Here is an 18,511-nt window from a genome sequence, read left to right on the forward strand (position 1 = left end):
CCGAAGAAAAAATAATCTTATCTTTATATGTTCCCGTAACCTGTCAGCCCTAAATGTATACCTGCACATGCTATTTTATACCAAAGGGTAAGCATATATTGCCGACAGGTGTAACCAATCACATACTGAAATTTAAAATCAAAAATAATGACCGCTTATACAAACAGAAAACTTGCCGTACTCGTCCTGATGCTCCTACTGTCTCCGCTAGTGATATTTGGACAGACTTCCCCAAAAATATTTGAGGGTGCTACAATCCAAGTGATGCATCCCGATTTCAAAAAAATAATAGCCCCCACGGCTAAAGTCGAGCTGCTAGCAGACGGTATGCAATGGACAGAGGGCCCGGTATGGGTCAAGCAAGGAAACTATTTATTATTCAGCGATCCGAGACTCAACACGGTGTATAAATGGTCGTTGAACAATGGTCTAGAAAAGTTCCTCACACCAGCAGGCTACCAAGGGACTGATTTTTATAGTGAGGAACCTGGAACAAATGGGCTACTGATCAATAAAGATGGGCATTTAGTAGCTTGTGACCACGGAAATAGACGGATAGTAGAGATTGATTTGGCTACTAAAGAGATGAATCCATTAAGTACACATTGGCAACAACAACGGTTTAACTCGCCTAATGATATCTGTCAACATCAACGTGGCGACTATTTTTTTACGGACCCACCTTATGGTCTCCCAAATAGAGAGCGAGATACGATAAATAGAGAAATTCAAGCCAATGGAGTCTATCGATTAGACCGATCGGGAAAAACGACACAACTCATTTCGAATCTAACGAGACCTAATGGTATAGCCTTATCCTCCCGACAAGACAAATTATATGTAGCCATCAGTGATGGTAAAAATCCTTATATCATGGAGTATCCGCTAAAGGATAATTTGGAAGTTGGAGAGGGAAGAATTTTTGTTGATTTCAAATCAAAATTTCCTACTGAACATGTAGCAGCTGATGGCATCAAGGTACATTCGGACGGGTATGTATTTGCTGCTGCGGGCAATGGAATTATCGTCATGAATAGCAAAGGTGAATTATTAGGTCGGATCAAGCTTGGCACCGCTACCGCCAACTGCAATTTTGGTGGAGACGGTCATCTATATATCACGGCATCGGATAAACTATTGCGTGTGCCATTATTAAACTTGTAAGAAAACGAACCCGTGCCTATTTTAGGGTGTTAACAGTCTAAGACAATCCGGCTTCTCGTAGCCGATGATAGTCAATCTTGGAGTGGTGGCGGGGATCGCGAGGCAAGGTGCAAAATCTCACCTCTGTGATTGTCAAGGGCAATGAAAGAACTCTAGCCCTGATCCGTTCGAAGTCGGAGATACCTTTGCTACATTCAATAAAAGCTACTAACGCGCCATCAATATGAAGGATGGTACCTATTTCTACACCTTGGATGCTGAGGATATAATTCTCAAATACAAATGGAGAAATCCACGTCCCTTGCTGTGGAATCAGGGTCTGGCAGCGTCCTGTCAAAAACAAATGCCCGTCCTGTAGATAGCCACTATCACCAGTGCGGTGCCAATATACACCATCGATAAGGATTTTATTGGCCTTCATAGCTGCCTCATTTTTATAATAATGGGCCAATACATGGGGGCCAGAAACGACAATCTCTCCCCACTGCCCTTCTGAACATGTAATCTGATCAAAATACTGCCCCGAAATATCGAATAGCTTATCCTCGGTGATGTGTATAATACGTACAGCGGTCTTGTGATAAGGAATACCCACGGCCAGTCCTCGATGGGGCTGGTAGATAATGGGGTCGGTGGCCAAAGCTGTAGCTTCTATAGAACTAATGGGCTCGGCCTCGGTAGAACCGTAAACGACCTGTACTTGTTGGTGCGGAAATGCTTGTGTAAATAAGAGAGCTTCACGCTGAAAAACAGGAGCTCCTCCGGTGAAGATAGTGGCGAGCTGCGGTATTTGGATATTTTGGGAAAGCACATGCTGGGCCAACCGCTTGATAAAATAAGGAGATGCCACAATCCGGGTGACTTGATGATCCAGCAACTGCCGAACAATCAAACGGGCATCCATTTGAGTGGGTTTACTAGGCTTGAAAGCTGCGATTACCGAAGTGGAGCCAACGGCAAGGTTGATCAGCAACACAATGGGCAACACCGACATGTCTACATCTGTAGGGTGGGCACTTATCTTATCTTCTAAAGCTCGAAATTGCTCAAGCAAGAAACCATGGGTGCGGACTGCTGCTTTGGGAGCTGCGGTACTTCCTGTGGTAAGGGTGATGAGGGCTGCATCCTGCATGTGGGTAGCGACCTGGGGAGCCATGCGCTCTTTACTGTACCCTAAGCTGAGCTTAATGGGTATGCGTCGGATTCCGGTGGAGAGTAGACGGAGCAAATGTGCTTTCCAATGACCTATAAAGGCTTTACAATCGGCAACCTTACAGCAAGTGTCCAAGCGCTTGCGATCAGACCATTCGTCTAAAAACACAGCGGTGGCCCCCATATAGAACAAAGCAAGTACGATCCTATACAGGGGTATCCCCATAGGAACAAAAACAAGCACACGGTCGCCTCGTACAATGCCTCTTTTCTCGAAGTAAGCCGCTGTATATCGAACATCTGCTTCCAATTGCCGATACGAAATAACCCTATCCTGCTCAACAATAGCCAACTTATCGGGATATTGGGCCGCGGCAGCCAAAAACAACTCGGTAATGTTAAAGGACTTTTCCATATAACGAGTAAGTTTGGAAGGGAATACCGTTAAAATGTTGGGAAATAGGCGTAGAAGTTCCCTCTTCCTTTAAAAAGGCGTGTATGATACGGTTAAACTGCTGTTGATGTGCTTGTTTATACACCTGTGCGGCCATGACATGCCCCAGCCCTCTATATAAAGATGCAGAATCTCGAGCAATAGTCTTAATAATCAAGGTCCTATTTTTGGTATCCAATGCATCGGCTAGGCACAAAAACACCCCTACGACCTTGTCGCCATGCTCAGCAATCAGCACAAAGTCTGCTTGTAAATAGTGCTTTAAAGGAAGGTATTTTTCGATAAAAATAGATTCAGCGATTGTAGAATATAACAAATTAGTAGAAAAGGCTTGTGTCAGAAAAGGATAAATATGCCTTAATTCGGATTCATAGTCCTCCAAATCTAACGGTCGGATACGGACGCCTTCATCTTGGAGACGGAGGGCGTTGGATGCGATGGTGGGATCGGCTATCTGAAGCTGATAGGATTCAGAAGAGTAATATCGAGCAATAGTTTCAAAGCCACAGCGCTCCCACTGCTCGGAATAGTATGAGGGGTGTACCTTTTCCATCAGGAATGGTGCTCGATCTGAATAATCGGCAAACCGATAGTCTTCCCATGTAGAACCATTCATAGGTCCCAAAAGCATGTCCAATCCCAAGCTACTGGCGATGTCTGATAATGTACCAAACAACAGTTGGCATGCTCTAATATGCTCCATGGCAGCATAGGCACCTACCAAACCAACCTTATAGTGTTGATACACAAGCTGAGGATTGATGTACAATGCGGCCTTAGCCAAGGCCTGCCCGTCTTCTCGGACAACTATACCGGTATGGAAATGTTCGACGGGAACGGATCCAGAAGATATAAAGGTCTGGAATAAATCAAGGTCCGCCTCTTGATGACCGAAATATTGAATCTCCATCATGCTAGTAAGGATTGGGTAAGCAGGAGTCCAAGGATTACCGAAAAGGGAATGCTGACATTGTCATAGCCATCCCGACTCACGGCCTCGGCTAATGTAGCTAGGACAGCAATAATCAAAATGGAGGCTATAGCTGGTGCTGTCAAGGGATGTCCCGCAACAAAAATATAGCTGCCGACTAATAAAAGAGCGCTCAACAGAAACATAGCTGAGCCCATCAGTGTCTTATGTGCTCCGGCAATAGTATATGGGCCGATGGGCCACTTGCGCCCGGCTAGCCCCGCCACTGGATCGCATACAGCCAAGACCAAGATAGGGAGATAATAATAGTGATATTGATGTGCGCTGAATAAGAAGGCTAAATAACAGCCATATACAGCTACTGGATAAGCCAAGCTGCCAATGGATTTGCGCTCTACAGCATTGATAGAGGGTAAAAAACCGAAACGCAGGCTAACGACGAGTATGATGGCGAATGCTGCACACAAGATCAAAACAAGCCAATGGTTGTCCAGTAAAAGAGGAAAAAGTAAGGCCAATAATCCCGTGCCGATGTGTACCACTTTACGGCTAATCTCGACCTTGACCTTGCACTTGTGATACAATACCTCACCAACGGCAAATAGGACCAGATAGGCTGCGGACAATAAAAATGTATTCAACAGACTGGTATGGCTCATTTTTGATCGACAATAAATTGGTTATAAAAAAAGCCATTATCCACAGCACTTAGCTTGTTGGACAAGGCGCTCAGGTACTCTGCTTCGGCGGGGAAGATGCCGGAGACGCGACGTGGCACCATCAGATTCCAATAGGCCATGCGCCCCTCAGGATGGAGACTACGCAATAGCGCGCTGGCTGTCTGGGCAAATACCGGCTTGCTCATATACTCAAATATATTGGAAAGATTCATGGCATCAAAATTTCCAAATATAGTGGCGACCTGCTCCGCATAGCCTTGTTGAATCTCGAGCCTATCAATATTGGACTTGATGGCATTAAAATGGGATTCTTGTAGATAATGGGGGCGTAAATCGCCGAAAGTCCCCGTAAGATTGTACCTTAAAAAGGGATTGCACTGAGCTTGTTGTTTTTGGAGATGTCGCGCGGCCTTTTTAAAGATATAATCACCCACGTGCACATCTACTTCCTTGAGAAACTGCGGATCACGCCCCAAACGTCCCATGACGACTTTGCTAAAGAAAATCTTAAAGAAAAGACGCCAACGCCAGGTATTCCAATGACGCTGGTAGTGTTGCTGCTGTGACAACTCCTCCTTGGGGGACAATAGTGCTTCGATTGTCTTATGGCTGTGTATGAAAGGGAGCACGCGCTTAGCAAAGGTTTGAAAATATTTTTCGAATTTCCCTTGATGGATAATGCCTTTGTCCAACAAAGAGGTTTGCGATGCCCAATAATGTCTTGCTTCGGTGCTTAACTGTTTTTTTATAGACTGGAACATATGAATTCGCTTTGCAGTGCTGGTATACCCTAAAAACGCCAAAAGATCGGGATACTCCATATATTTGATAGCGACCTTCTTGAGCTCGACGAGATAGAGTTGCACAACATTGACGTCAACGGCAACAACGAGAGCGGGATCGGCAGTCAGAAGCGAAAAACTATTATCGCCAGCAGAGGCAATGGATAAAATCCTTGCTTGCGGTCGAGGGGATAGACCTTCTAGTAGAATGACAGGGTCTTCCCAACAATTGGCATATCGAATAAAGTTAAAGTCTACTTCTTTTTGGATATCTGTCATAGTGGGTTTAGGCTTCTTCACATATTTTTATTTCACCTGTACTGCCATCCATTTCAATGACATCACCCGACTTCAAAGTTTTCAATAACCCCGTGACACCTACAATACAGGGGATACCCATTTCTCGGGACACAATAGCGGAGTGACTCAATAGGCTCCCGCGTTCTACAACAATACCTGCGGCGCTAGGGAATAGGGTTACCCAGCCTGGATCGGTACTAGAAGTCACGAGGATATCGCCGTCCAGGGTCTTGACCTCACCCGGATGTACAACAACACGCACCCTGGCTTTTATCCTTCCAGGACAGCAGCCTACACCCTTCAACTCGCCTTCCAAAGGCTCCAGCTTACTTTTACTATAAAAATCATTGCTTTGATATACGACGCCATAGGTGGCTATACGTTCAGAAGGTGCCTCCATATGTTCAAAATGTTCGAATTCCTCTTTGCGCACCGCAACTAGGGACTTGAGATCACGCGTGACGCTTCGTCCTTCAATATAGGCGAAAATTTCATCCTTGGTGAGAAAGAAAATATCACGTTCAAACTCGAGTATCCCCTCTTCGTAAAAACGGATACCAATATAGGTGAACAATTGGCGTACGATGCCAAATGCACGGGTACGTTCGTACCGCAGATTTTCGCGTGCACTGACCAGTTCTCGAGCCCGATTGACGGTCTTTTTGAAAAGCCATTTCTTAATAGGTTTGCGACGCAGAGCTTTCTTCATGGTCTGCTCTGCTTGCGAACGGACCTCATCTTCCATACGATTGGAAGTTCGAGCCGTGGTGATACCCGCTTCGACATAGGACTTTAATACCTGGATGAACTTGGTAGGATCTTGTGCGTATGAAATGGTCTCCAATTTGAGCTCTCCAACACAGCGCTCACCAAAATCATCCAAATAGGCCCGAATCTGCAACACTAATTGCTGACTTTCAGGCCTTTCATCCTGACAAAGTGTGCTCCATATAGCGATAGGCTCTTCGCCTACAAAGAGATGTTTGAGGAAGGGAATCTCGCTGATGATGGTGGAAAGGGCAATACTGCGGTGTATAGGCTGCGTAGAAATGATATCAGCACTACCGCATAAAAGGTCATTGTGGATATTGGGATGCTCACCTTTGGTGTATTCGTCGCACTTCTTCTGCAATAAACCGAACCAAACCATGGCAAAGAAATCATTGAGTAAAGGAGCCTTCCATTGATTCAAAAGGGTACGCTCAAAATGCAGATAGAGCTTCATCAGCTCGTTAGCATTCTTCTGTTGAAAATCCATTTGCTTATAGGTCGCAATAGTACGGTCTAGCAGATTTTTGAACACCTTGCGCCGGTGGGGTAAGCTCCGGAAGCGCTGATACATCTTGACAGCCATGCGTAATATACTGCGCCAGGCTTGGCCAGTAGAGAGTTGGTAGCTCTTGGGGACGTCAAAGGTCTCCTTAACTCCCATCATATTCTCCATAAAACGAGCATTGAGACTATATCCAGGCAGCATGGCCAACATGTGGTACCAGGTTTTGAGATTGTAGTATACACGGCCATTGATCAACCCTAAGGTATTGGCAAATACCCGCTCATGTCTACGGATAGTAGCATCATCTACTCCCAAGAAGGAACAGAACATTTTGTAGGCGCCTTCGTAAGACTGGCTGATAAAAGAGAAAGTCAAGGGAGTGGTAACACCGGGATAAGATTCTACAATATTGCTATTGTCCCAGACTACATAGTCTCCTGAGCTATCAGGTGTGTGCGCAAGTGTCGTGATGGGCCGTGTCTGTAGGATATAAAACTGATCGTCCTTGACGGCAAACTCTACATCTTGAAAAGTGACAAAGTGCGCACGCAGATCGTCCAAAAGGGTATCTAGCTTTAATATGATGTCATCGGAAATGGCTTGATCATGCTGATGTACTCGGGGTATCTCCACCTTGATGGTTCCCCTCTTTGTGTCAGGTGCAATAACATATTTTTCCTTTTTACGAACCACCTCTCGATTGATTTTATGCTTCTGTACAATATAGTTATCTGCATCCAATGCACCTGATACCAGCCCCTCACCTACACCAAAAACACCTGCGATCAACTTCTCTTTGCGGTTGCCTGAAACTGGGTTGACGCCAAAAGCTACACCAGAGGCGTCGGCATCAACCATCTGTTGGACTATGACGCCTATTCCAAAGATGGGCCCGAGATTATTGGCCGATCGATAAGCCAGCACACGGTCAGCATAAAGGGACCGCCAGACATCTTTGATTCGAGCCAAGATATCTTCCTTACACACGTATAAGTATGATTCAAACTGTCCTGCAAAGGAATGCTTTGTCCCGTCTTCATCCAACGCTGATGATCTCACAGCAAAGTAGGTGGTATCTCCAAAATATGTTTCGATCTCCTTAAGAAAATAGGTGGGAAATCGATAGGTATCAATGGCATACAACATATCCTGTGTATGTTCTATGGAAGAAAGATCTTTAAATACCTCCGCAAGATAATCTGCTGGCAATACCATCCATTTGGGAACGGGAAGACCTAATTGAGTCAGCTTAAATAGATTTTTGGCTTTCCCGCCAATGGCAGGATTTTTTATATATTGGTGTTGATAGTCTCTAATAAACATCTTTAATAATAAAGCTTTTCAAATGTAATGACAACTCTATAAATAGGAGCTCCCTAATTCAGATAGTATATAAACGCATATACTGATCCAAACGCGTCAAAGTACATGTCAAATTTCCGTCCACAATTGTTCTAACATGGGTACTCCTCCCAAAATGAGGTACATAGCGATGGTCCAAATGGCGGATGCTACTTCAATGGCTTTGGCTGCTCCCCTAGTCTGGGACTTTAGGAAAAGTGCTGCAGGAATACAACAGCCCATGAAAATGATGCCCAAACTCAAATAGGTTAACCCGCCGTGACCAGCATAATAGGAAGCGGCTATGGTCAGGGATAGGGTAATGGCGAGCACAAATACCCAACTGTATACGGACCGGTGAAGCCCTAACATCGCAGAATAGGTCAATACGCCTTCTTTTTCATCGTGAGGAGCACGTATCTTACGTCCGATTTCCAATACAATGCCATTCATATAGGACACCGCAAAGAAGTAAAGCAACCCCAGGGGTGCAGCCACATCAGCGCGCAACCAATCGAGCCCACTGGCATAGATATCGATGAGTGGAATGATGAGCATATGAGAAGTAACATACCAAAATTGATGCTTTTTCAACCATTCGGGTATGAAAAATTCCTTTCCCATCAAACACAGGTAGATAATGACCACTGCATACAACAGCAGCATCTTAGGAAAAAACAGCAGATTGAGTGCAAGCTGCAGCATTACGATACCAATACCTACCTTCTTTAGCTCAGATAAGGACACGAGCCCTCTGGGGACGGGCAGCTCCCGTCTGTAGCGGGCATCGTCCTCGGCATCCTTAAATTCGTCAAAAATGCGAACCAACAAAAACAAGGAAACGGTCGTGAAGATACCGACGAGAAAAGTCTTGGTATCGACAAACCCTTCAGCCCCTCTACATATACGGCTGTAAGCTATTGCAGAAAAACTGAATGCTGCAACGAGCAAACCATGCCCAAGCAGTGGAAAACGCTCCTTCTGATAGATCCAGAGACGTTTCCAAAACGAAGCATTGTTTTCTACTGGGTTACTAAATTCATTCATATGCTTACTATAATCGCCATCCATGAATCTTCTATTTTTTACGCCCGAATTTCTGATGGGCTTGTGTAAAGTGACCAGCCGATAAAGCTGCTGCAATGGATAATTCGCCTGCTAATACTAACGCACCACATATTTCCGCATATTTGCGCGCTTTACCTTGACCATAACAATCCATCAATTCTAAACATTCGCGCTGTGTAGGAAGATGGGTGCCCCCTCCTACGGTGCCAACAATCAGATTGGGCAGGGTGACACTGGCATACAAAGATCCATCTTTATTCATTTCCATACGGGTGATACCAGTTGCAGCTTCGGCCACGCAAGCTACATCTTGACCAGTAGCCAAAAATAATGCAGCGAGCCCATTAGCATAATGACCATGGGCGCCAATTGCGCCACTCTGAATGACTCCTACTGTGGAAGAACGCCAATATTCGGCCATCAATTCGGGTGTGGTCTTCAATACTTTATGGACAATCTCCTCGGATATGACAATTTCAGCAGTTACCTTCTTGCCGCGGACATTGGTAAAAGAAAGTGCCGTTGCCTTTTTGTCACCAGAGTAGTTGCCTTCTATAAACCAAAGCTTAGGTTTGGTAGGGCACTCCTGTACCACATACTGGCAGACAGCATCGGTACAGATAGTCACCATATTCTGACCGGCAGCATCACCTGTATGGTACTCCATGGTGACAATAAGATGATTGCCTTCTATCTGTATCTTGATATCCATCAACTTGGCAAAGCGACTCGTCTGACTAACGATATCTTTTAACTTGTCCACTTGTGGAAGCAACCAAGCGACAAAGAGGCCGAGATCGGCCACATTCTCGAACTTGAATACAGGACTTCGTTGGACGCCCTCCATCAAACAGATAGAAGTGGCCCCACCCGCTAAATAACAAGCCTTGGCTCCCCGGTGATAGGACGCAACAAGAGCTCCTTCACTGGTGGCCAAAGGTACGTAAAAGTCCCCCTGAGCCGATGACCCGATGACGCGAAGAGGTCCAATGATGCCGGTAGGGATTTGGCTCATGCCGATAAAATTCTCTATGTTACCATCCAACATACCCCAATCCTCAATAGCGATACCCTCCGTCAATTGCGGTAAGGTATTCCCGGTCTTTCGGAGCAAGAACTCTTTTCGCTGCCGGATGCCTTCGGTAGTGACTTGAGGTTCGAATGGCAACACTTCTTCATCGGCGAGAAATACCAATTGTTTTGCACGTATGCTCTCAATAATCTTTTCCATCTGCCTTACCGTATTGATAATATACAGTGCTGTACTTGCCTTCTCTAGTGATGATGCCATTTAAATAAATTAGATATGTCTAAAACTAGATAAATTTGCCTTTATGTGCAATACAAAAGACAACTATTAGTCACCTTTGATAACAGAAGAATGGAAGAAAAGCGATTTTTGGCTGTTGCGGAAACCTGATTTTTTGACCTACATCTCCCAATAGAGGAACATGAGTATCACGGGCCTAAAAAATGAAAACGAGAGTGGAATCTTGGATTGCGTCACCCCTCTTTATTGGGTAGCATTCTCCATCTCTTTCTCTTCCTTCCACATCGTATGAGGATTGTGCTTAAAACTCTTGATGAGATAGTAGATGGACCCTATGAATGGAAAGACAAGCATGACAAGAAAATACAGTAGACGCTCATTATTGCCTAATTGCTCTCGAAAGGTCAATCTATAGAGTGCTATAAATTGTAGAACAAAATTAGTGATAATCAACAATTGCCAAATGGAAAATAAGCCTGATAACTCCATATCAATCGATTTAATGAAACAAAAATACAAAATAAATCACTACATGGTGACACTATGGAAATATTTTTATTTCTATGACATTTATAACACTAAACTTGAGCACAAATCTTGCTTACGCTATTTACTTGTCTTTGAAAATTGGAGGTATTGGCAAGATGAAGATTATTGTGACCATGGGCGACGGGTCGGAATCAGTAAGCTATGCTGCCGAATCTTTTAAAATACAAAGCCCCGCTCCTGTACTTCCAATGAAAGATGAGGAGCGGGACCGTGATATATGTGGAATCAGATTTATTTTAAAACCGAGCAGCTTCTTTTAAATAAAGTCCATCCAGTTAGAATCTAGTTGGTATTCTACAATCGGCTTTGCATTATTATAGTCCAAAAAGTCAGATAGTAATTTTTTGACATCCATTTCCATATGTTTGGTACAATTGTCCAATAAATCTTTGCGGAAACCTTTGTCGGTCATGACGTCTACATATTGAAGACATACCAATCGAGCAATAATCTTACCCAATACAACCATTTGGCGTTGAACCAGTCCATCAACAACGGTAAAGTCCAAATGCTTTCTAAACAATGGGGTCACTCTATTGGCGTAAGCTGTCGTTAGCATGAAATTCGCCAAATTGCTCTCTTTGCTTTTCTTCATCTGTTTAATGACAATCTCAGCAATCTGCGTGTATAGCATCTCGTTAGAACCTTCAAAAATCTGGAAGGGTCTACTATCTACAATACCTCTACCGGCAACATGATCAATTTTATAACCGCTAGAACCGGACAACTGCACACAAATCTGTGCTGACTCTTGCATGAGGTCAGTAACCAGGGCTTTCATGCTATTGGCTTCCAACCCTTCTCCAGAAAGATCGTTCTCAATGCCGCTCATTGTTGAACTATGAGCGCACATTCCTGAACATAGGCTATAAGAAGACTGTATACGAGATAATTGGTATTGAACAGAATCCAAATTAAGCAATTGCTGGCCGCCTACTTTACGATTGATACAGTGTGACATGGCTTCATCTAACATACGTTGTATGAACCCCATACCCATACCCGGAAACTGTAAACGACTCCTGTGCAAGATATCTAGCATCATTTTGATCCCCGTACTTTTCTGAAGTAATTTTTGATTACGTGGCACTGTCAAATCGATGGTGTTCAAACCGTATGGAATCATGTACAATCCGAGGTTGTTGAAATAATTTTCAACTTGGATTTGTTGCTCTTTCTTACTGTTGTCGGTAACGAAAAATTCAACATCACGAGCCAAATCACCGCTGACCAACTTTTTACGAGCGGCTATGATCCAAAAATCAGCCATCCCCGTAAGACCTTGCCAGTGCTTCTGACCTTCCAATTGATAATCATGCTCTTGCTCGACATACTGAGTACGCATATTCAAAGCATCACTTCCAAAATCGGGCTCGGTAATCATCAATCCTCCCATAGCTTGGTGATTGATAAATCTGTCGAAGATGGAATTCTGTATTTCAGGATTCCCATATTTGGCCAATGGCTCCAAAAATAGAGCAATATTGATTCCGAAAGTCAAGGACAAGGGTAGTGACTCGTAAGAAGCTGCTGAAAGAATTCCGAGACATTCTTTTACCTGGGCCCCACGTCCTCCAAATTCTTCTGGAATAGCTACGGATAGCGGTTTTAACTCCATAATCTTATTCCAAACCTCATCTGGCAACCCTCTACTGATGCTCAGTTCGTTAATATTGGATTCATAATGGAATAAATCATGTAATCGTTTCCCAAACCGATCTATAAATGCGCTATAGCTCTCCTTCATGTATTTGCTAATTTACTATGTATTGTGAAGTTATGTATTGCAGTAAATATAAGACAATATTCCTCTTTCTCCCTTATTCTACCTCGAATTAGTCAATAAATGATGCATTTCAACCTCAAAAAGGCGCTAAAGTAAAGTTAAATCCGCAAGATCCCAAAGAAAATCAGCATTTATAAGTATACGCATGGGTATGGAATATGTCTACCTACGCCCGTGTTAATGTGTAGAAGTACTCGGAATCAGGAAATTCACACCCGTCTGTACTGCAGTACCTGCAAATCTATTTTTAGCTCCAAAATTCTGCGTGACCCTCAACATCAGGCCCACGCGCATGGGTTTCAACCAATATGATCCAAAAGCACCTATTCCAGCAATACGATCGGACGCAAACCCTCCATTGGTACCTTTGTCATCACTGACCTGTGTCAAATAATGTCCAAATACTCCTATTTCATCACCTCTTTTATCCAACAAATAAGATCCACCAACATCCACGGAAAAGTGGCTTCCTTCTTTAAAATCAGTATCTTTTTGCCATTGGTTGACCTCCAACGTCGTCGCAACACTGACGCTTACTTTTGGAATAGGCTTCATTTTTCCGGCGACACGCATATTATGGGACCAGTACCCATGTCCTCCATTATCTAAATCATGTGGCTTATAGCGCCCTGTGGGTGCCCAAACTCCATAATTGACAGCATAACTAAACTTACCCTTGGTCCAGGATAACCATACCGGTTGAATATACATATCACCAATGCCAAGACTTTTGTTCGTAAATACATAGTTACCAGACCCGGTCTGGCTAGCGTAATAATCCAAAGCAATGTTAGCCGTAGGGCTATTCAGGGTGGGAATAATCATCATCCCCCAGTCTGCGCCCAGGATCTTGCCTTTACCACCATAAATAGCCATAAGAATAAAAGAATGGGTCTTGACATTCTGCTTTATATTCAATTCGGTCGGGTTGTCTGGAGCTGGATTTATTAATTGGTCCGAACGATCCCCGGCTGCATTGTAATAATTCATATCAGCAAAGCCGTACCATACGGGGATAATCCACCCTGGATGTGGAGCAAAATAGTCATTAGGGTTAAGCGAAGAACCTGTATAATGACCTTGCGCAAATAGCTGCGAGTTGCATAATAAAGCAACTACAAAGAAGTATATTTTTTTCATCTGTAAATATTTTTTTTGATGAGTCTGTGATCGTTAATATTCGAAGTTGCCTTGTATTATAAACTGGAGATTTTAAACATGGATCGTTTTCATTAGATTACATTTAGTTACGAAGATAGACCGTCTTACCTTCTTTGATCGTCTCCAATACTTTAATATCCCTCATTTTTAAAGGGTCGATAGTGAGGGGATTCTGATCTAAAACAACAAGATCAGCAAGCTTACCGGCCTTGAGTGACCCTTTGGAATCTTCCTCATGATACTGATATGCGGCATTGATGGTAATGGCCTTAAGCGCATTCATTGCGCTTATTCGTTCATCTGGCCCGAGAATTCGACCGGAGCGAGTCTTCCGATTAACTGCTGAATACATAGCCGTAATCAAATCTGGCGGAGTGACTGGAGAATCGTGATGCATAGTAAACAAGATACCTGCCTTGATTGCAGATTGAGCAGGGCTTATAAAGGCTGCACGCTCTGGTCCAAACACACTCGAGTAATGCCAGTCCCCCCATAGGTAGACATGCGTTGAAAAATAGGAAGGGATAACACCGATATCCTTAATCTTTTGGATATGATCGGGACGACTATTCTGTACATGGATCAGCGTAGCGCGCAATTCGGGTCTATATATCCCTTCATCCTTAAGTTGCTTTATCACACGAATGGCTTGATCGATAGCCGCATCGCCATTGACATGCATCTGCGCGGTGATATTATTACTAAAAAGGGTTTTCAAATCGTTATACAAGGTAGTGTCTTCAAAAATAGGAAAACCTTTGTAGTCAGCCCCTTTTCCCTCAGGAGGGACCAAGTAGGGTTGCGTGAGCCACGCAGTCTTCCCTTGCGGGGATCCATCATCCGAAAACTTGAAACCTCCTAATTTCAATCGATCTTTATAAACCATGTACTCAGGCTTAAAATCATCAAAACTCTTTTTGAAGTATTCGTAATCTGGAAAATAGACGATATCAGCCTTAAGAAGACCTTTAGCAGCAGCTTCCTTTAGCAAATCTACACTCGCTCCCATAGTCCGCCCATCACAGATTGTAGTCTGCCCATAACTAAGCCACTCTTCCTGTGCTTTTTCCAAATCTCGTAAGGCCTGACTATTATCGTTGCCAGACTCGTGCGGAGCCATTTTCTTGGTTAAGGTAAGTAATGCCGTGAAACTAGCATTTTCCTCCAATTTACCATTCAGCTTTTTTGTCAAAGGGTCTCGACCGAAATGGCCTCCAGAGGGTTCTTTGGTCGATTCATCGATCCCAACCAAAGCCAGCATAGGCGAATTGGCCACACTCGCATGTCCAGATGCATGAATGGCAATAATAGGTACAGTGCTGCTAATGGCATCTAATTCGGCACGTGTGGGATGCCGATGTTCGACCATAATGGCATCGTCGTAGCCATTAGAGATAATAGGTTGGCCCGATTTAATCTTATGGGTGTCGATATAATCTCGTAAAACGTGCTGCAAATCATTTATAGAATTGACAGCCCCATAAGGTGATGGAGACAAGTCCACAGCTTGCATCATTCCTGCGCGTGAAGTCAAGTGTCCATGTGCATCTATGAAACCTGGCAGCAATGTTTTTCCCTTCAAATCGTATTGTTTGGTCGAATCAGATAGATATTGATAGGCGTCAGCTTTACTGCCCACAAATAATATCTTACCATCTCTGATGGCAACAGCCTCTACAGAATCTATTCCCTCCTCCATCGTGATAATATGACCACCAAAGTAAATAGTGTCTGCCACTTCGGACTGCCGTATCTGCTTACAGCTCAAAAAAGACAGCAGTAGAAAATATAAAAAGTAATACTTCATGGTTAGAAAATTAGTCTAAGATTAATAATCAATGAAAATACAATCGAACGTAGGTATTGTTTTAAGTTTTCAACTTGAAATATAAAACTCTTAAATAATCAATACCCCAAACTTTGCCAAGAATCAAAAAAGTAACCCTTAAATGGATATTTTAAAATAAGCAATGCGTCTCCTTAATGCTATTCATCACGAAAATACTCTTGGTCTGTCCAATACCGTCCACTTCAGAAAGTTGATTGACAAAAAAATCATGAAACTCATCCATACTGGAGGCTACAATTTTTAGCATAAAATCAAAATCACCTGAGATATTGTAAAATTCCAAAACTTCATCAAATCGCTTGACTTGATCGATGAACTGTGCAGCAGCTTTTTTGTTGTGAACACTCAGTGCAATCATACAAAGGACCATTATCCCACGATTTACCTGTTTTCTATCTATAATAGCGGTATACTCCTTAATAACTCCCTCTCGCTCTAGGCGTTTGATACGCTCATGCGTTGGAGTAGTGCTCAAACTAATACCTTGGGCCACTTCCCGTACGGTCATTTTCGCATTTCGCTGGAGTAGTGCGAGAATTTCATAATCCTTAGCGTCTAAATTGGATGGAGAGATGAGCGATTGTTCTCTTTTCATATCTTTGATGAGATTAAAACAGTAATAATATTCCAAATTTAACACAATTATCACCCACTTGTTCTAAATATTATTATTTTGTTTACTACACGTTCTACAAAACATACCTTTGCGGACTTAATTTCCGTAACATGACTATTAAAAAGAATATAGTTCTCATTCTTGCCTCCATGGGAACATTTGTGGAAGCTCTGGATATCGCAATTATCAATCTTACGATTCCTTCCATCCAGAGTCAATTCAACGTAGACAACGACACGGTACAGTGGCTACAAACACTTTATGTATTGTGTTTTGGTGGATTCATTATCATTGGAGGCAAACTCTCGGACAGTATAGGCCGAAAAAAGGTATTCATCGTAGGTTCCTTGATTTTCTTACTTTCGTCCCTAGGAGCTGGAGTAAGTGATCGTTTCGATTTCTTGGCCATATGCAGAGCCATCCAAGGTTTGGGTGCAGCCCTTATCATGCCATCAGCACTGTCGCTAGTAACCCATACGTTTACTGAGCCACGAGAAAGGAGTCGTGCAATAGGTATATTTAGCTCGTTTGCGGCAATTGGTTCGGGTAGTGGGCTTTCGTTCGGTGGCATCATCAGCACTTATTGGAGCTGGCACTGGGTCTTTCTCATCAATGTTCCTATCCTACTGCTGGTCGTTATTTCTGCTACGATATTTCTAGATAAAGATGTAAAAAATCTAGAAAACGAAAAACCGGACATTTTAACGGCAATTTTGTTAATAGCTGCCCCTTTATTGCTCACATATGGCATTCACAGTCTAACAGAGTTCGCTGAACACCCTATGCGTATCATCGTATCACTGACAACTTCCGCTGTATTGTTGTTTACATTATACCATCGTTTGAAAAAATCTGCCACCCCTCTGTTGGATCTCGAACTCTTCAAAGTGAAATCGCTAATGGTTTCGAATATGGCATTTTTCCTTCTGGGAGCCTTTTTCATTGGATTTTTATTCTTGATATCCATCATGTTTCAGAAAGATATGGGGCTTAGTGCAGCGACTTCGGGACTGCTATTGGTGCCATTCAGCATTCTATCTGCATTGGTGGCCAAATTTGCGCTACCACAAATATTAAAAGTGCTAGACTCTCAGAGATTGGGCATCTTGGGAATGGGATTCATGTTAACAGGTGGCATTTTATTGAGCATTTCCATTGTATCGCAACATCCTTTGGGTCTAATCCTATTGGCAGCCGCCTGTATTTCGGGAGTTGGAATGACGCTATGTTTTACGAGTTTGTCGGTACTCTCCATCACAGATGTCGATCCGCAGCACTATGGAATGGCTTCCAGCCTCACGAGTACCACCTACTTCTTAGGTGCCGGGATTGGACTATCGATACTTACTTTGATTATGAAAATATTTCCTTCTGCTTATTCGGTTAGTTTACTCAGCACTTCTGTGCTTTCTACCTACGGATTACTGGGTCTATTACTCATGATATACTATGTTAAAAGCAGAAAGCAAGTCTCTGACTTAGCATTAAAATCAGAATAACGATTCTAAAAACGAATATTCCAAGAGTGATTTGGACTCCGATAATAAATATTTATTATCGGAGTTCTTTTTTTTACTCTATTTTTTTTTGTATAATAGCTAACTAATAATCATTAAATAAACAAGTTATGAACAAAGCAGACCTTATTGGCAAAATTGCTGAAGAAGTTGGCATCACAAAATCCCAAGCGGAGAAAGCTATTAACAGCTTTACAGGTGCAGTATCAGGATCGTTAAAAAAAGGAGAACCGGTAATTTTAATCGGCTTCGGTACATTTTCAGTTTCTCAGCGTTCGGCAAGAACCGGTAGACACCCGCAGACTGGTGTAGCGCTGAAGATAAAAGCAAAGAAAGTTCCAAAATTCTCTCCAGGAAAGACATTAAAAGAAGTCGTTGCAAAGGCCAAATTACCGAAATAACCTGCCTGGCTCCTCAGCTTAGCCATAAATTGACTAGTTGAATAGCCCATAAGACGATTATGAAAAAGTATTATAGTTGAAAAAGAGCTCCTGTATGAGCACGTAGCGTGTGGCATACAGGGGTCTTTTTCCGCCCCCCCTCTTCCATGAACCAACTCCGTTTTTGAGAATATAGATTTACTTAAACTTGCTTCTCCACACTTCAAGTAAAAGA

Annotated in this window: 16 protein-coding genes; 4 read left to right on the plus strand and 12 right to left on the minus strand. The window is 43.1% G+C overall.

The window, feature by feature from the left end; all coding sequences use genetic code 11:
• Nucleotides 1–147 precede the first annotated feature (147 nt).
• Nucleotides 148–1,164: an SMP-30/gluconolactonase/LRE family protein gene (locus OQ289_RS15285; protein ID WP_270087725.1), complete on the plus strand. Its 1,017-nt coding sequence runs from the start codon at nucleotides 148–150 to the stop codon at nucleotides 1,162–1,164.
• A 37-nt stretch (nucleotides 1,165–1,201) separates the two neighbouring features.
• Here the strand turns inward: OQ289_RS15285 and OQ289_RS15290 are convergent, their stop codons facing one another.
• From OQ289_RS15290 to OQ289_RS15325, 8 genes are all read right to left on the minus strand, one after another.
• Nucleotides 1,202–2,731: an AMP-binding protein gene (locus OQ289_RS15290; protein ID WP_270087726.1), complete on the minus strand. Its 1,530-nt coding sequence runs from the start codon at nucleotides 2,729–2,731 to the stop codon at nucleotides 1,202–1,204.
• Nucleotides 2,715–3,683 (minus strand): hypothetical protein, encoded by a 969-nt coding sequence (locus OQ289_RS15295; protein WP_270087727.1) that lies wholly within the window; start codon nucleotides 3,681–3,683, stop codon nucleotides 2,715–2,717. Before OQ289_RS15295 ends, OQ289_RS15290 begins: the two co-directional genes overlap by 17 nt.
• The gene (locus OQ289_RS15300; protein ID WP_270087728.1) at nucleotides 3,680–4,360 is read right to left on the minus strand and encodes a phosphatidate cytidylyltransferase; all 681 of its coding nucleotides are present in this window, start codon (nucleotides 4,358–4,360) and stop codon (nucleotides 3,680–3,682) included. Before OQ289_RS15300 ends, OQ289_RS15295 begins: the two co-directional genes overlap by 4 nt.
• Entirely contained in the window at nucleotides 4,357–5,463 is a 1,107-nt protein-coding gene (locus OQ289_RS15305) for a DUF3419 family protein (RefSeq protein ID WP_270087729.1), read from the minus strand. The genes OQ289_RS15300 and OQ289_RS15305 overlap by 4 nt, the downstream gene beginning before the upstream one ends.
• Complete coding sequence (locus tag OQ289_RS15310; protein ID WP_270087730.1) at nucleotides 5,450–8,062, minus strand: PEP/pyruvate-binding domain-containing protein; 2,613 nt, start codon at nucleotides 8,060–8,062, stop codon at nucleotides 5,450–5,452. Before OQ289_RS15310 ends, OQ289_RS15305 begins: the two co-directional genes overlap by 14 nt.
• A gap of 108 nt (nucleotides 8,063–8,170) precedes the next feature.
• Nucleotides 8,171–9,127, minus strand: a complete 957-nt coding sequence (locus OQ289_RS15315; protein WP_270087731.1) for a UbiA family prenyltransferase — start codon at nucleotides 9,125–9,127, stop codon at nucleotides 8,171–8,173.
• A gap of 31 nt (nucleotides 9,128–9,158) precedes the next feature.
• Nucleotides 9,159–10,439 carry a hydroxymethylglutaryl-CoA reductase gene (locus OQ289_RS15320; protein ID WP_270087732.1) on the minus strand — a complete coding sequence of 427 codons (1,281 nt, stop codon included), beginning with the start codon at nucleotides 10,437–10,439 and terminating at the stop codon, nucleotides 9,159–9,161.
• Between the two features lie 222 nt (nucleotides 10,440–10,661).
• Nucleotides 10,662–10,907, minus strand: a complete 246-nt coding sequence (locus tag OQ289_RS15325; protein ID WP_270087733.1) for a PLDc N-terminal domain-containing protein — start codon at nucleotides 10,905–10,907, stop codon at nucleotides 10,662–10,664.
• A 74-nt stretch (nucleotides 10,908–10,981) separates the two neighbouring features.
• On the opposite strand from OQ289_RS15325, the gene OQ289_RS15330 reads away from it, so the two are divergent.
• Complete coding sequence (locus OQ289_RS15330; protein WP_270087734.1) at nucleotides 10,982–11,227, plus strand: hypothetical protein; 246 nt, start codon at nucleotides 10,982–10,984, stop codon at nucleotides 11,225–11,227.
• Here OQ289_RS15330 and OQ289_RS15335 read toward each other — a convergent pair.
• The 4 genes from OQ289_RS15335 to OQ289_RS15350 all read right to left on the minus strand — a co-directional run bounded on the left by OQ289_RS15335 (nucleotide 11,224) and on the right by OQ289_RS15350 (nucleotide 16,358).
• The gene (locus OQ289_RS15335) at nucleotides 11,224–12,714 is read right to left on the minus strand and encodes an acyl-CoA dehydrogenase (protein WP_270087735.1); all 1,491 of its coding nucleotides are present in this window, start codon (nucleotides 12,712–12,714) and stop codon (nucleotides 11,224–11,226) included. The two genes, OQ289_RS15330 and OQ289_RS15335, sit on opposite strands and share 4 nt — an antisense overlap.
• A gap of 216 nt (nucleotides 12,715–12,930) precedes the next feature.
• The gene (locus OQ289_RS15340) at nucleotides 12,931–13,893 is read right to left on the minus strand and encodes a SphA family protein (protein WP_270087736.1); all 963 of its coding nucleotides are present in this window, start codon (nucleotides 13,891–13,893) and stop codon (nucleotides 12,931–12,933) included.
• 103 nt (nucleotides 13,894–13,996) lie between these two features.
• Complete coding sequence (locus OQ289_RS15345; protein ID WP_270087737.1) at nucleotides 13,997–15,721, minus strand: amidohydrolase; 1,725 nt, start codon at nucleotides 15,719–15,721, stop codon at nucleotides 13,997–13,999.
• Nucleotides 15,722–15,872: 151 nt separating this feature from the next.
• Entirely contained in the window at nucleotides 15,873–16,358 is a 486-nt protein-coding gene (locus tag OQ289_RS15350) for an Lrp/AsnC family transcriptional regulator (RefSeq protein ID WP_270087738.1), read from the minus strand.
• A 131-nt stretch (nucleotides 16,359–16,489) separates the two neighbouring features.
• Here OQ289_RS15350 and OQ289_RS15355 point away from each other — a divergent pair, with 131 nt between their 5' ends.
• Complete coding sequence (locus OQ289_RS15355) at nucleotides 16,490–17,878, plus strand: MFS transporter (RefSeq protein WP_270087740.1); 1,389 nt, start codon at nucleotides 16,490–16,492, stop codon at nucleotides 17,876–17,878.
• A gap of 128 nt (nucleotides 17,879–18,006) precedes the next feature.
• Nucleotides 18,007–18,297 carry an HU family DNA-binding protein gene (locus OQ289_RS15360; protein WP_033563088.1) on the plus strand — a complete coding sequence of 97 codons (291 nt, stop codon included), beginning with the start codon at nucleotides 18,007–18,009 and terminating at the stop codon, nucleotides 18,295–18,297.
• Nucleotides 18,298–18,511: the final 214 nt, after the last annotated feature.

Source organism: Sphingobacterium sp. SYP-B4668 (assembly GCF_027627455.1).
Lineage (GTDB): Bacteria > Bacteroidota > Bacteroidia > Sphingobacteriales > Sphingobacteriaceae > Sphingobacterium.